This is a genomic window from Pseudomonas sp. Irchel s3a12 (assembly GCF_900187485.1).
GTDB classification, from domain to species: Bacteria; Pseudomonadota; Gammaproteobacteria; order Pseudomonadales; family Pseudomonadaceae; genus Aquipseudomonas; species Aquipseudomonas neuropathica.
The window spans coordinates 385307-398951 of the sequence record NZ_FYDN01000003.1 but is presented as its reverse complement, the minus strand read 5'-3'; the positions used below and the strand labels follow the sequence as shown (position 1 = coordinate 398951).

The following is a 13645-nucleotide window of genomic DNA, read 5'->3' as shown; positions in this document are numbered from 1 at the left end:
TTAAGATCTTTCGTCTCAACCGAGGCGCGCATTCTACAGCAGCCTCATTTGCTGTCAAGTGATTATTTTCAGAAGTTTTCGAAGAATTCTTCAACAACTTCAACCACTTGCGCTTCCGATCTCTCGTAAGCGGGAGGCGAATTCTACAGCGTTACACGCTGCTGTCAACACCTCTTTTTCAACTTCCTTCTGGCTTCGATGAACTGAAGCAACCTGCCGCCGAAACCTACATAACTCATTGAATCTCAAGGAGTTTTCCGTTTCGACTGCGCCGGAAGTGGGGCGAATTATAGACATCCTGAATCTGCCGTCAACCGTTAATTTCACTTTTCTTTCAATCACTTGCAGATTGGCTGAAAAACAGTCAACCGCTTCTCTATATAGGAAGTAAACGCCGCGCTTCTATATAGAAGGAATGTCTACAGCACTCCAGCGGCTTTCAAATCAGCCACCGCACCCGCCCCCATCCCAAGCACCCGCTGCAAAACATCCAGCGTATGCTCACCCAACAAGGGAGGCGCCCGACGATACTCAACCGGCGTCTGCGACAAACGAATGGGGCTGGCTACCTGAGGCACCAAACCCGCCAACGCATGCGGCATCTCTATCGCCAAGCCACGCGCCTTGACCTGAGGGTCCTCAAACACTTGCGACAAATCATTGATTGGCCCGCACGGCACGCCCGCCTGCTCCAGCTGAGCAACCCACTCGGCAGTCGTCTTGAACACGGTTGCCTGACGAATCAAAGGAATCAGCTCCGCGCGATTCGCCACCCGCAACTTATTGGTCGCGAAACGCGGATCATCCGCCCACTGCGGCTGCCCCGCCACTTCGGCAAACTTGCGGAACTGCCCGTCATTACCCACGGTGAGGATGAAATCACCATCGGCCGTAGGAAAATCCTGATAAGGCACGATGTTCGGATGCGCATTGCCCAAGCGCTTCGGTGCGTTGCCCGTTGTCAGGTAGTTCATCGCCTGGTTAGCCAGACACGCCACCTGGACATCCAGCAATGCCATGTCGATGTGCTGCCCACCACCGTCGTGATCGCGATGAGCCAGCGCAGCCAGAATGGCTACCGTCGAATACAGACCGGTGAGAATATCCGTCAGCGCCACACCAACTTTCACCGGACCGGCACCCTCATCACCCTCAGGACGCCCGGTCAGGCTCATCAGCCCACCCAGCCCCTGAATCATGAAGTCATAGCCGGCGCGCTTGGCATACGGCCCGGTCTGGCCGAATCCGGTAATCGAGCAATAGATCAGGTCCGGATTGATCGCTTTCAGCGATTCGTAGTCCAGCCCATACGCCGCCAGACCACCGACCTTGAAATTCTCAATGAGGATGTCCGACTTCGCCGCTAGCTCGCGCACCAGCTTCTGACCTTCGGGCCGCGTGAAGTCGATGGTCACCGATTGCTTGTTGCGGTTGGCCGACAGGTAATAAGCCGCCTCAGACGTATTCTCGCCATAAGCGTCTTTAAGGAAGGGCGGCCCCCAGGCGCGCGTATCATCACCATTGCCCGGGCGCTCGACCTTGATCACTTCGGCGCCAAGGTCGGCAAGGATCTGCCCGGCCCACGGTCCGGCCAATACTCGCGATAAATCCAGTACCCGCAGATGCGACAGCGCGCCCATGGTCGCTCTCCTATTAATAGAACGCCTGCAGACCGGTTTGCGCACGCCCGAGGATCAGCGCGTGAACGTCGTGAGTCCCTTCATAGGTATTCACCACTTCCAGGTTGACCAGATGACGGGCCACGCCGAATTCGTCGGAGATGCCGTTACCACCCAACATGTCGCGAGCCATACGGGCGATATCCAGGGACTTGCCGCACGAGTTGCGCTTCATGATCGAAGTGATCTCGACCGCAGCAGTGCCTTCATCTTTCATACGCCCCAACCGCAGGCAGCCTTGCAGGGCCAAGGTGATTTCGGTCTGCATGTCTGCCAGTTTTTTCTGGATCAACTGAGTGGCAGCCAATGGGCGACCGAACTGCTGACGATCGAGGGTGTATTGGCGAGCGGTGTGCCAGCAGAACTCGGCAGCGCCCAGTGCGCCCCAAGAGATGCCATAACGCGCGGAGTTGAGGCAGGTAAACGGACCTTTCAGGCCACGCACGTCCGGGAAGATGTTCTCTTCCGGTACAAACACGTTATCCATAACGATTTCACCAGTGATCGACGCACGCAGGCCGACCTTGCCGTGAATCGCCGGAGCGCTCAGGCCTTTCCAGCCTTTTTCCAGGACGAAGCCACGAATGTCACCGGCGTCGTCTTTGGCCCAGACCACGAACACATCGGCGATCGGGCTGTTGGTGATCCACATTTTCGCGCCGGTCAGGCTGTAGCCGCCGTCGACCTTACGTGCACGAGTGATCATCGCGCCCGGGTCGGAACCGTGGTTGGGTTCGGTCAGACCGAAGCAGCCGATCCATTCGCCGGAAGCCAGCTTCGGCAGGTACTTCTGCTTTTGCGCTTCGGTGCCGAATTCGTTGATCGGCACCATCACCAGCGACGACTGTACGCTCATCATCGAGCGGTAGCCGGAGTCGACACGCTCGACTTCACGGGCAATCAGACCGTAGCTGACATAGTTCAGGCCGCTGCCGCCGTACTGTTCAGGGATGGTCGCGCCCAACAGACCGACTTCGCCCATCTCGCGGAAGATCGCCGGGTCGGTTTTCTCATGACGGAAGGCTTCAAGAACGCGTGGCGCGAGCTTCTGCTGAGCGAACTGCTCGGCGGTGTCGCGGATCATGCGCTCTTCTTCAGTGAGCTGTTGATCCAGCAGCAGGGGATCGATCCAATTGAAGCTAGCTTTACCGCCCATGAGTCTGTCCTCGCAAATCGGTGAATTAACGTGGCATTGATCCTAGGCGCGGTTCGCCGTCGCGGCAAACGAGGATTTCGCATTCTGTTGTGCTAATTTCTCACTCCGAAACGTCGCGAAATGCCTTTTATGCGGCGCATTAGTGAGGTTGACGTACATGCGCAGGAAGATCCCCAGCACCACCGCCCTGATCAGTTTCGAAGCTGCCGCGCGCCACGAGAGCTTTACCCGCGCTGCCGAAGAACTTTCCCTGACTCAAGGCGCCATTTGCCGACAAATAGCCAGCCTTGAGGAGTTCCTCAGTGTGGAACTGTTCCGACGCTCGCGACGCGGAGTGAAGCTGACCGAGGCGGGGCTTTCCTACAGCCGCCGAGTCGCGACGCAACTGGATGCAGTCGAACGCGACACGCTGTCAGTGATGGGCCAGCAAGGCACCAACGTAATTGAACTGGCGGTGGTGCCGACCTTCGGCACGCAATGGCTGCTGCCACGTCTGAAAGATTTCCAGCTCAAGCATCCGGAAGTCACGGTCAACCTGACCAACCGCACCCGGCCCTTTCTGTTTGCCGATACCGAATTCGATGCAGCGATCTACTTCGGTGATGCCGATTGGTCCGGCACTGAATCCCACAGGCTGATGGGCGAGAATCCGATGCCGGTGTGCAGCCCCGCCCTACTCGGCAACAAGACGCTTCTGACAGCCGCAGCCATCGCCGAACTGCCGCTGCTGCAGCAGACCACCCGACCTTACGCCTGGCGCCAGTGGTTCAACTCGCAACAGCTGAATATCCCCCGCGACATGACAGGCCCGCGCTACGAGCTATTCTCCATGCTCGCCCAAGCGGCCATGCACGACATGGGCATTGCGCTGATTCCACCGTTCCTGATTCAGCGCGAGCTGGCCGAGAAACGCTTGGTGATTGCAAACCCGCAGGCGCTTTCCAGCATCAAGGCCTACTACCTGATGATTCCTGAGCGAAAGGTCGAATCAGCGTCATTAAAGGCATTTCGTGACTGGCTGGTAACTCAGGCACAGAGCTACAGCCTAGAAGGGTAAAGGCTTACAACGTTACCTAACCCCGTAGTCAGGAAAACAAAAGCCCTACAGATATAAGTATTTGTCGCAATTCAACAGACTGTATCCGAAAGTCGTACAGACGTCCCACAAGCGCCTATCGACGTGGCTTTGAGCCTTCATCGGCGACTCATTACTGCCTATTCACGCCACCGATGAGAAATTTTTCCATATTCAGCCAGAATCCTTACAGGGCACGGCCTGCAAGGGGTTGCGCCGGCCACTGCGACATTCGGTCACGGGATGACTTGTAGTTAATTTTCCGTCACCCGTCATAATCCCTTGAAGGGCATAAAGTTCGCCTGCAAAATGCCGCGCCCCGCCCTGATTTGGCGGGATCGTGCTGATCGGCCGCCCCAGTCGCACCATCCGTAGTGCATGGGTTTACTCAATAAGATCACGCAGGAGATTTGACGTGCACATTGGTGTTCCTCTCGAAACCCAGACCGGTGAAACACGGGTTGCTGCAACCCCGGAAACCATAAAAAAGCTGATCAGCCAAGGTCATAAGGTCACTGTGCAAACCGGCGCCGGCGTTAAAGCCAGCGTTGTTGACAGTGCCTATGAAGCGGCAGGCGCAACCATTGGCAGTGCCAATGACGCGTTTGGCGCCGAGCTGATTCTCAAAGTGGTCGCCCCAAGCGATGCCGAACTGACGCTGATCAAGCGCGGTACGGTGCTGGTGGGCATGCTCAACCCGTTCAACAACGAAACCATCGCGAAGATGGCCGAGTGCGGCATTACCGCGTTCGCCCTCGAAGCGGCGCCGCGCACCTCACGCGCGCAGAGTCTCGATGTGTTGTCGTCGCAGGCGAACATTGCCGGCTATAAGGCTGTGTTGTTGGCCGCTCACTACTATCCTCGCTTCATGCCGATGCTGATGACCGCTGCGGGCACCGTGAAAGCGGCGCGCGTGCTGATTCTTGGTGCCGGTGTGGCCGGGTTGCAGGCGATCGCCACGGCGAAACGTCTGGGTGCGGTGATCGAAGCTTCTGACGTGCGTCCGGCGGTAAAAGAGCAAATTGAATCCCTCGGTGCCAAATTCGTCGACGTGCCGTACGAGACCGATGAAGAGCGTGAATGCGCCGTCGGTGTCGGCGGTTACGCGCGACCAATGCCGGCGAGCTGGATGCAGCGTCAGGCCCAGGCTGTGCACGAACGCGCCAAGCAGGCTGACATCGTCATCACCACCGCGCTGATTCCGGGCCGCAAGGCACCGACGCTATTGAGCGCGGAAACCCTGGCGCAGATGAAACCGGGTTCGGTGGTCATCGATCTCGCGGCGGCTCAGGGCGGCAACTGCCCGTTGACCGTGGCCGATCAGGTCGTGGTCGAAAATGGCGTGACCATTTGCGGCCCAACCAATCTGGCCGGTGAAGTCGCAGCAGACGCCTCGGCACTTTACGCGCGCAACCTGCTGGACTTCCTCAAGCTGGTATTCACCAAAGAAGGCCAGTTCGACGTCAACCTCGAAGACGACATCGTCGCCGCGTGCCTGATGTGCCGCGACGGCCAAGTCATCCGCAAAAACGCCTAAGCAGGGATTCAGACGATGGAAGAGCTTATCTCCCCCGGTATCTACAACCTGATCATCTTCGTGCTGGCGATTTATGTCGGTTACCACGTGGTCTGGAACGTTACACCTGCGCTGCACACGCCTTTGATGGCAGTAACCAACGCCATCTCGGCGATCGTGATCGTCGGCGCCATGCTCGCGGCCGCACTAACCGTTACGCCGCTGGGCAAAACCATGGGCACCCTCGCCGTGGCACTGGCTGCGGTCAACGTGTTCGGTGGCTTCCTGGTCACCCGCCGCATGCTTGAGATGTTCAAGAAGAAAGCCCCGAAAGTAAAAGAAGAGGCGCCGAAGTAATGAGCATGAATCTCGTCACGACGCTCTACCTGATCGCGTCGATCTGCTTTATCCAGGCCCTCAAAGGCTTGTCGCACCCGACTACCTCGCGGCGCGGCAACCTGTTCGGCATGCTCGGCATGGCGTTGGCCATCCTGACCACCGTCGGCCTTATCTATAAGTTGGGCGCTGAGCTGGCCACGGCCGGTATCGGTTACGTGATCGTTGGCCTGCTGGTCGGCGGCACCGCCGGTTCGATCATGGCCAAGCGCGTTGAAATGACCAAGATGCCGGAATTGGTCGCCTTCATGCACAGCATGATCGGCCTTGCGGCAGTGTTCATTGCCATCGCCGCTGTGGTGGAGCCGCAATCGCTGGGCATCGTCAAGCAACTGGGCGACTCGATTCCGGCGGGCAACCGTCTGGAGCTGTTCCTCGGCGCTGCGATCGGTGCGATCACCTTCTCCGGTTCGGTGATTGCGTTCGGCAAGCTGTCGGGCAAGTACAAGTTCCGTCTGTTCCAGGGCGCCCCGGTACAGTTCGCTGGTCAGCACAAGCTCAATGCCGTGCTGGGTCTGGCGACGCTGGCACTGGGTCTGACCTTCATGTTCACCGGCAACCTCACCGCATTCGCGCTGATGTTGGCGCTGGCGTTCGTGATGGGCGTGTTGATCATCATCCCGATTGGCGGCGCCGACATGCCGGTCGTGGTGTCGATGCTCAACAGCTACTCGGGCTGGGCGGCGGCGGGAATTGGCTTCTCGCTGAACAACTCGATGCTGATCATCGCCGGTTCGCTGGTGGGTTCGAGCGGCGCGATCCTCTCGTACATCATGTGCAAAGCGATGAACCGTTCCTTCTTTAATGTACTGCTCGGCGGTTTCGGCAACACGGCAGACGCAGGTCCTGCCGGTGCGAAAGAAGCACGTCCGGTGAAATCCGGTTCGGCTGACGACGCGACCTTCCTGCTGACCAACGCCGACACCGTGATCATCGTCCCGGGCTACGGTCTGGCAGTGGCACGTGCGCAACATGCGCTGAAAGAGCTGACCGAGAAGCTGACCCACCGTGGCGTGACTGTGAAGTACGCGATCCACCCCGTGGCGGGCCGTATGCCGGGGCACATGAACGTTCTGCTCGCCGAGGCCGAAGTGCCTTACGACCAGGTGTTTGAGATGGAGGACATCAACTCCGAGTTCGGTCAGGCCGACGTGGTGCTGGTGCTCGGCGCGAACGATGTGGTCAACCCGGCCGCAAAGAACGATCCCAAATCGCCGATTGCCGGCATGCCGATTCTCGAAGCGTTCAAAGCCAAGACCATCATCGTCAACAAGCGCTCGATGGCCAGCGGCTATGCCGGTCTGGACAACGAATTGTTCTACCTGGACAAAACCATGATGGTGTTCGGCGACGCGAAGAAAGTCATCGAAGACATGGTCAAAGCGGTCGAATAATTCCCCGCTGCAATAGCGAACGCCCCGACTTGTCGGGGCGTTTTTGTTTGCGCAAACAGTCGGACAATTTGCCGCGTTGTTGCAGATCCGGTAACGGTGTTTTACTTCAAACCCGCTAAATAGACGCCTCGTTTGCGACCTTGGTAGCGGGACAGGCGCTCGTCAAATTCACTAGACTGCGCATCCTGCTACTCGCTTCCCGAGATAATAATCCATGTACCGTGACCGTATTCGCCTGCCTTCGTTGTTGGATAAAGTGATGAGCGCCGCCGACGCAGCCGCTTTGATTGAGGACGGCATGACCGTCGGCATGAGCGGTTTCACCCGCGCCGGCGAAGCCAAAGCAGTCCCTCACGCACTGGCCGAGCGGGCCAAGGTCACGCCGCTGAAGATCAGCCTGATGACCGGCGCCAGCCTGGGCAACGACCTCGACAAGCAACTGACCGAAGCCGGCGTGCTGTCGCGTCGCATGCCGTTCCAGGTCGACAGCACCCTGCGCAAGGCGATCAATGCCGGCCAGGTTATGTTTATCGACCAGCATCTGTCAGAAACCGTCGAGCAACTGCGCAACCAACAACTGAAGCTGCCGGACATCGCGGTCATCGAAGCCGTGGCCATCACCGAGCAAGGCCACATCGTGCCGACCACCTCGGTGGGCAACTCGGCGAGCTTCGCGATTTTCGCCAAACAGGTAATCGTCGAAATCAATATGGCGCACAACGCCAACCTCGAAGGCCTGCATGACATCTATATCCCGACTTACCGCCCGACGCGCACGCCGATCCCGCTGGTAAAAGTCGATGATCGCATCGGCAGCACCGCGATTCCGATTCCGCCGGAGAAGATTGTCGCCATCGTCATCACTCAGCAGGCCGATTCGCCGTCTACCGTGTCGTCGCCGGACGTCGACACCAACGCCATTGCCGATCACCTGATCACCTTCTTCAAGCAGGAAGTCGACGCCGGGCGCATGACCAACAAGCTCGGCCCGTTGCAGGCGGGGATCGGCAACATTGCCAACGCGGTGATGTGCGGTCTGATCGATTCGCCGTTTGAAGACCTGACGATGTACTCCGAAGTGCTGCAGGATTCGACCTTCGATCTGATCGACGCCGGCAAGCTGAGCTTTGCGTCGGGCAGCTCGATCACCCTGTCGGAACGCCGCAACAGCGACGTGTTCGGCAATCTGGAGAAGTACAAGGAAAAACTGGTGCTGCGTCCGCAGGAAATCTCCAACCACCCGGAAGTGGTGCGCCGCCTAGGCATCATCGGGATCAACACGGCGCTGGAGTTCGACATCTACGGCAACGTCAACTCCACCCACGTTTGCGGCACGCGGATGATGAACGGCATCGGCGGTTCCGGCGACTTCGCGCGTAACGCGCATCTGGCGGTGTTCGTGACCAAGTCGATCGCCAAGGGCGGCGCGATTTCCAGCGTGGTGCCGATGGTCAGCCACGTTGACCACACCGAGCACGATGTCGACATTCTGGTGACCGAAGTTGGGCTGGCTGACTTGCGCGGCCTGGCGCCACGGGAACGGGCGCGGGTGATCATCGATAACTGTGTGCACCCGGACTTCCGTCAAGCGCTGGATGATTACTTCACGAAGGCCTGTGCAATTGGTGGCCATACCCCACACATTCTGCGTGAAGCGTTGAGCTGGCATGTGAACCTGGAAGAAACCGGGCGCATGCTTGCGGTGTAATTCACACAGATAAACCGTTGGCGCAAACACAGTTTGCGTCAGCGGATTGTTGTAATCTTCAAAGCTGACAAAAACTGTACTGCTGTACTGGTCTTTTCCTACAGCTTTTGCCTACCTTTTTCCTCGAATCGAGCAATAACGCACCACTTAAGTGCGGACAGGTACAGTTTGCTCGTTTTTGACCCGTACACCCCCTATAAACAGTTAACTGGTCACTCACAATACAGTTGAACTGTATCTAGAGAGACTTGGCAAACGAGAGGATCATGGGCACCAGTCAAACCACTACCTGATCCCGCCACAAGCGGAAGGATGTCAACCATGGAACGTACACTCAGTTCCGAACTGTTCTTCGAAGACAAAGCTGTAAACACCCAGGCTTCCCTGCCTCTGCGCGTTATCGCCAACCTGATGTTGTGGCAGCGCCGCATCTCCAGCCGCCATCAACTGGCTCGCCTGGATTCGCGTTTGCTGGCTGACGCCGGTATCAGCGAAGCACAACGCTACGAAGAGCTGAGCAAGCCGTTCTGGCGCTAAGTAGCGTCGCTGGCTCTGGTCGTTAGACCCACCGCCAGCAACCCGAATTGAACAAACGAAACCCGTCGTGGGAAACCACGACGGGTTTCGTCGTTTTGGGGGGGGTTTAAGTCTCTATACAGCTGGCTTTATCACCGACAGGTACAGTTTATTTGAATCGCTACCTGAACCAGTACAATTTGCCTCTTCTGTATCTGCCTATTCCTCTGTCGCAGGCTCAACATGACCTTCCGCCTTCACCGGCAATAAGGAATACGTCATGAATGACTTACAGGATGTTTCAGAAAGCTTCAGCTAACCCTACCCTCGCCCAAACGCTCTGCGTCGCCTGTTTCTCGGACTTCGGGACAGCCTGGCACGCGCCAAAACGCGGCAACTGCTGGCTCAACTGGATGGCCGTGACCTCGCCGATCTTGGCCTCAGCCACGCCGATCGCCTGCATGAACTGGATAAACCCTTCTGGCGCTAGCATTCTGCCCACTGTGCGAATCCCGCAAAGCAGGCCTAATATCCACACAGAACGTGGCGAATGTTGTGTCACTGGCGTCTGACTCCTCAGATACCGAGCCACCTCTCAATACGGTTTATCCATAGGAGTTACACCATGTCCCGTCTTCGTCTGCTCAGCGCTGCCGCCCTGTTGGCCGTGGCTGCCAACGCCAGCGCCACCAGTTTCATCGTCACCACCGACGCCGTTGTCGGTGCACTGAAGTCCTCGTCCGACGCGACTTCCGACGTCACCTCCTCCTTCCGTGACGACAAGATCGTGCTCGCCGCCCGTGACGATGCCGCCAGCTTCGTCGCCAGCGAAGGTGAAATCCGTGGGGTGAAACTGGAAAGCGCGCTGGATCACATCCGTCACCAGGCGCCACAGCTGCAAGCCACTGACGCACAACTGGCTCAAGCTATTCTGACGATCTAAACGATCGCAGCCATGCGGGACACGCCAGGCGTGTCCCGATGTTTCGGCGCTGGCTCTGGCCCGGGCATTGCGCTAGCCTTTGGGCTCACCAAAAATTACCGAGTCCGATGCGCTTTCTTCCAAATCTACTGATTCCCTCCGTATTGTTCACCGCCTGCTGGGCGACATCGGTCGATGCCTTTGATGCTTTCAATGCGTCGACGCAAGGCACCGTCGTCAGTGGTTACGCCACCAGCATGGTGTCTTCCGCACCGTTCGACCGTAAACTGCTGCTCGCGGCCCACGATGATGCCGCAGCTTTTGTTGCCAGTGACGGTGAATGGCGAGGTGCTCGACTGGAATCCGCGCTGCATTACCTGCGCAAAACCCGGCCGAAACTTCATGTCAGCGACCTTGAACTGGCAGAGGCAATTCTCGTCCAATAGTTATCCTGTACCCCTGTTATCCTTGCCCTTCCGGAGTCGTTCCATGCGTAGCCCGCTGATTGCTGCCGCCCTTGGCCTGTTTTTGTTGGCCGACGTGGCCCAGGCGCACACCCTGGTAGCCACCAGTAACATCATCGTTCGTGCCTCCCAGCGCACTATCGATTTCACTTCCGACACCACCACGTCGATCCGCGATTCGAAAATCATCCGCGAAGCACACGATGATGCCGCCAGTTTCGTCGCCACTAACGGTGATATCCGTGGCGCGCATCTGGAAGCCGCGCTCAACACCCTGCGCACCCGTGTGCCGGAAGCGCGCGACGCCAGCGATCAGGTTCTCGCCGAAGCCATCCTCGCACTGTGAAGTCACTCGGCACCTGGCTGCTGGTCGGGGCGTTGTTGCTGCTTGGCAACAGCGCCCACGCCGGCCTGCAATTGCGGCTCAAGACCGACGGTCTGAGCCCTGCCCAACAACAGGCCAGCCAGGCGCTGATCGATGAGGCGATGCAAAAGCTGCCGCCGAGCTTTATCGAGCGGCTGGATCGGCGCATCGATGTCGGCTGGACCGACGACATGCCCGCCAACGCCTACGGCCAGGCAACGCTCGTTGCCGAACTCGATTTGAATCGCAAACTGCTGGCCAGCCTCACTGACGGCAGTGCAGCCAAAGAAAAAACCAATCGCCCCCACGGCACTGTGCGCCAGGAATTGCTCGCCACGGTGTTGCACGAAATTACCCACATTTACGATCGCGCGCGCTTGTGGCCGGACGCCGAGCGCACGCGAATCCAGCGCTGCACCCGCCGCTTCAACAGCGCCGGGCTGATCGGCATTCCCGATGAGTGTCGCGGGCAGAACGGCCGGCGTTTCACCCTCAGTGATGACCCGCGCCTGCTCGATCTCGCCGGTTGGCAGCAATACGTCGGTCGTCGGGGTGAGCGTGAACAGCACAACCGCCAGATCGCCCGCAGCCCGGACCTGTACGAAATCTCCAGCCCGAAGGAGTTTGTCGCGGTCAACATGGAGTATTTCCTCCTCGACCCGAGCTATGCCTGCCGTCGCCCGGCGCTGTATCGCTATTACCAGGAGCACTTCGGCTGGGCACCGCCGGCCAAGGACACCTGCAGCAAGACCTTCTCCTTTTTGAATGCCGGTAACGACTTCGCCAAGCAACCCTTGGGGCAAGTTGATCCGGAACGGGTTTACGCCGTCGATTACCTGTTGGCCGAAGCCAATCAGAACTGGGTCAGCCGCTGGGGCCACAGCATGTTGCGTCTGGTGATTTGCGCGCCGGGCCGCCCGCGTGGGCCGGATTGCCGGCTCGATCTGGATCAGCATCTGGTGCTGTCCTACCGCGCCTTTGTCGGCGATGTGCAGCTGTCGAGCTGGGACGGACTGGTCGGCAAATACCCATCGCGATTGTTCGTGCTGCCGCTCGCGCAGGTCATCGACGAATACACCAAGACCGAATTGCGCAGCCTTGCTTCCGTGCCGCTGAACCTGTCACGGGACGAGATCGAAGGCGTGGTCGAGCACGCGGCCGAAATGCATTGGAGCTACGACGGCAACTACTTCTTCCTCTCCAACAACTGCGCGGTGGAAGGTCTGAAGCTGTTGCGCAGCGGCAGTAACAACAACCAGTTCGTGGGTCTGGACAGCATCATGCCCAACGGTTTGCTGGAAGTGATGAAGGGCCGTGGTCTGGCGGACACCAGTGTGCTGGATGATCCGAAAGAAGCCCTGCGCCTGGGTTACCGCTTCGACTCGTTCCGCGATCGCTATCAGGCGATGTTCGATGTGCTGAAGAAGCAATTGCCGATCAAGCAGAATACCGTTGAGGAATGGCTTTCACTGACAGCCGAAGAACGCCGCGAGTGGTTCGAACGCGCCGACTTGCGTACCAGCGCCGCGCTGCTGTTGCTGGAGCAAGCCAGCTATCGCCGCCAATTGCTGCTGGCGCAGGATGAGGTGAAGCAGCGTTACCTCGGCGCGCGGGAACTGGAAAACGGCGGGATGGATAAAGCCAACGCGACCTTGCAGGAAATTCTCGCCAACAGCGGGTTCCTCAGTCGTCCGGCGGAATTGCTCGATTCCAAGGGTTACGGACTGCCCCAGCCGACCGAGTTCAGTCGACTCGAAGCGGAGAGCAGTCAGCGGCAGAAGAAGCTGCTGGCACTGTCCGGAGATCTGGATGCAGAAGTGCGTAAGTTACTGGAGCCCAAGCGGGCTGCGGAAATTGCGGCCAGTGAGGAGAACGTGAAGCAGATCGGCGCGCATTTACGAAAATTGCACAAGGCCTCGGGCGGACTGGAATTGCCCTGAAAAAAAGATCGCAGCCCTTGGCTGCGATCTTTTTTATTGCCTGCAGATCAATACAAAACGCCATCGAGAATTTCGTAGACGATCCCGGTGCCCACCGCGATCAGCACGATATCACCCCCCGCCCGGCGCCATTCGTAACCCGGGTACACCGGCAGACGACCTAACGCCCGATTATCCAGACGCTCGCCATAATAGCCGTGCGGCAACGGCCGGCCACGCTCCAGATGGATCCCCGGAGGCGGCGGCGCACCGCGTACAAAGTAGCCATGATTGTCACGAATGGTCTGGCGCACCGGGCCAAAATCGCGCGGGGGCGGGCCACCACGGTGGTCGTTCTGTGGGCCACGGTGGTCGTCACCGTGATTATCGCCGCGGTTATCGTGCTGGCCCTGTTGCGGGCCGCCGTGATCATGATCGTCGCGCGGATCGGCGCTGGCCAGCAGCGGTGTCGCGCTGATCATCAGCACGCCCAGTCCGGCCATCAGACGTTTCGGCATTTTCATCGGGTCTTTCCT

14 protein-coding genes are annotated in these 13645 nt (G+C 58.6%); 11 read left to right on the top strand and 3 right to left on the bottom strand.

The features are described 5' to 3' along the window. Positions 1-419: 419 nt before the first annotated feature. Positions 420-1640, bottom strand: a complete 1221-nt coding sequence (locus tag CKW14_RS08050; protein ID WP_095049507.1) for a CaiB/BaiF CoA-transferase family protein — start codon at positions 1638-1640, stop codon at positions 420-422. Positions 1641-1653: 13 nt separating this feature from the next. Beyond that, positions 1654-2835, bottom strand: coding sequence for an acyl-CoA dehydrogenase (locus CKW14_RS08045; RefSeq protein WP_095049508.1), 1182 nt, complete (start codon positions 2833-2835; stop codon positions 1654-1656). A 157-nt stretch (positions 2836-2992) separates the two neighbouring features. Between CKW14_RS08045 and CKW14_RS08040 the strand changes: the two genes are divergently transcribed. The 11 genes from CKW14_RS08040 to CKW14_RS07990 all read left to right on the top strand — a co-directional run bounded on the left by CKW14_RS08040 (position 2993) and on the right by CKW14_RS07990 (position 13130). Then, positions 2993-3892 (top strand): LysR family transcriptional regulator, encoded by a 900-nt coding sequence (locus tag CKW14_RS08040; RefSeq protein WP_093429466.1) that lies wholly within the window; start codon positions 2993-2995, stop codon positions 3890-3892. Positions 3893-4325: 433 nt separating this feature from the next. Next, complete coding sequence (locus tag CKW14_RS08035) at positions 4326-5447, top strand: Re/Si-specific NAD(P)(+) transhydrogenase subunit alpha (RefSeq protein WP_095125109.1); 1122 nt, start codon at positions 4326-4328, stop codon at positions 5445-5447. Positions 5448-5462: 15 nt separating this feature from the next. Next, a complete protein-coding gene (locus CKW14_RS08030; RefSeq protein ID WP_003187417.1) occupies positions 5463-5783 on the top strand; it encodes an NAD(P) transhydrogenase subunit alpha in 321 nt (106 codons plus the stop codon). Then, positions 5783-7216: an NAD(P)(+) transhydrogenase (Re/Si-specific) subunit beta gene (locus tag CKW14_RS08025; RefSeq protein WP_007911651.1), complete on the top strand. Its 1434-nt coding sequence runs from the start codon at positions 5783-5785 to the stop codon at positions 7214-7216. Before CKW14_RS08030 ends, CKW14_RS08025 begins: the two co-directional genes overlap by 1 nt. Positions 7217-7430: 214 nt before the next feature. Next, on the top strand, positions 7431-8924 hold the full coding sequence (locus CKW14_RS08020; protein WP_095049509.1) for an acetyl-CoA hydrolase/transferase family protein: 1494 nt from the start codon (positions 7431-7433) through the stop codon (positions 8922-8924). A 321-nt stretch (positions 8925-9245) separates the two neighbouring features. Next, a complete protein-coding gene (locus tag CKW14_RS08015) occupies positions 9246-9461 on the top strand; it encodes a DUF1127 domain-containing protein (RefSeq protein ID WP_007911656.1) in 216 nt (71 codons plus the stop codon). A gap of 319 nt (positions 9462-9780) precedes the next feature. Then, positions 9781-9930, top strand: a complete 150-nt coding sequence (locus CKW14_RS08010; protein WP_095125115.1) for a DUF1127 domain-containing protein — start codon at positions 9781-9783, stop codon at positions 9928-9930. 135 nt (positions 9931-10065) lie between these two features. Beyond that, positions 10066-10383, top strand: coding sequence for a DUF2388 domain-containing protein (locus CKW14_RS08005; RefSeq protein WP_007911658.1), 318 nt, complete (start codon positions 10066-10068; stop codon positions 10381-10383). A 107-nt stretch (positions 10384-10490) separates the two neighbouring features. After that, on the top strand, positions 10491-10808 hold the full coding sequence (locus CKW14_RS08000) for a DUF2388 domain-containing protein (RefSeq protein WP_093429472.1): 318 nt from the start codon (positions 10491-10493) through the stop codon (positions 10806-10808). 43 nt (positions 10809-10851) lie between these two features. After that, positions 10852-11172 carry a DUF2388 domain-containing protein gene (locus CKW14_RS07995; RefSeq protein WP_007911662.1) on the top strand — a complete coding sequence of 107 codons (321 nt, stop codon included), beginning with the start codon at positions 10852-10854 and terminating at the stop codon, positions 11170-11172. Next, complete coding sequence (locus CKW14_RS07990; protein WP_095125108.1) at positions 11169-13130, top strand: DUF4105 domain-containing protein; 1962 nt, start codon at positions 11169-11171, stop codon at positions 13128-13130. Before CKW14_RS07995 ends, CKW14_RS07990 begins: the two co-directional genes overlap by 4 nt. Before the next feature lie 47 nt (positions 13131-13177). Here CKW14_RS07990 and CKW14_RS07985 read toward each other — a convergent pair whose 3' ends face one another. Next, positions 13178-13633 (bottom strand): anti-virulence regulator CigR family protein, encoded by a 456-nt coding sequence (locus tag CKW14_RS07985; RefSeq protein WP_095125107.1) that lies wholly within the window; start codon positions 13631-13633, stop codon positions 13178-13180. Between the last annotated feature and the right edge of the window lie 12 nt (positions 13634-13645).

What these genes read in the sequence shown, in the direction of transcription:
- CKW14_RS08050 (WP_095049507.1), bottom strand. Translation starts at nt 1,640, where the DNA reads ATGGGCGCGCTGTCGCATCTGCGGGTACTGGATTTATCGCGAGTATTG.
- CKW14_RS08045 (WP_095049508.1), bottom strand. Translation starts at nt 2,835, where the DNA reads ATGGGCGGTAAAGCTAGCTTCAATTGGATCGATCCCCTGCTGCTGGAT.
- CKW14_RS08040 (WP_093429466.1), top strand. Translation starts at nt 2,993, where the DNA reads ATGCGCAGGAAGATCCCCAGCACCACCGCCCTGATCAGTTTCGAAGCT.
- CKW14_RS08030 (WP_003187417.1), top strand. Translation starts at nt 5,463, where the DNA reads ATGGAAGAGCTTATCTCCCCCGGTATCTACAACCTGATCATCTTCGTG.
- CKW14_RS08025 (WP_007911651.1), top strand. Translation starts at nt 5,783, where the DNA reads ATGAGCATGAATCTCGTCACGACGCTCTACCTGATCGCGTCGATCTGC.
- CKW14_RS08020 (WP_095049509.1), top strand. Translation starts at nt 7,431, where the DNA reads ATGTACCGTGACCGTATTCGCCTGCCTTCGTTGTTGGATAAAGTGATG.
- CKW14_RS08015 (WP_007911656.1), top strand. Translation starts at nt 9,246, where the DNA reads ATGGAACGTACACTCAGTTCCGAACTGTTCTTCGAAGACAAAGCTGTA.
- CKW14_RS08005 (WP_007911658.1), top strand. Translation starts at nt 10,066, where the DNA reads ATGTCCCGTCTTCGTCTGCTCAGCGCTGCCGCCCTGTTGGCCGTGGCT.
- CKW14_RS08000 (WP_093429472.1), top strand. Translation starts at nt 10,491, where the DNA reads ATGCGCTTTCTTCCAAATCTACTGATTCCCTCCGTATTGTTCACCGCC.
- CKW14_RS07995 (WP_007911662.1), top strand. Translation starts at nt 10,852, where the DNA reads ATGCGTAGCCCGCTGATTGCTGCCGCCCTTGGCCTGTTTTTGTTGGCC.
- CKW14_RS07985 (WP_095125107.1), bottom strand. Translation starts at nt 13,633, where the DNA reads ATGAAAATGCCGAAACGTCTGATGGCCGGACTGGGCGTGCTGATGATC.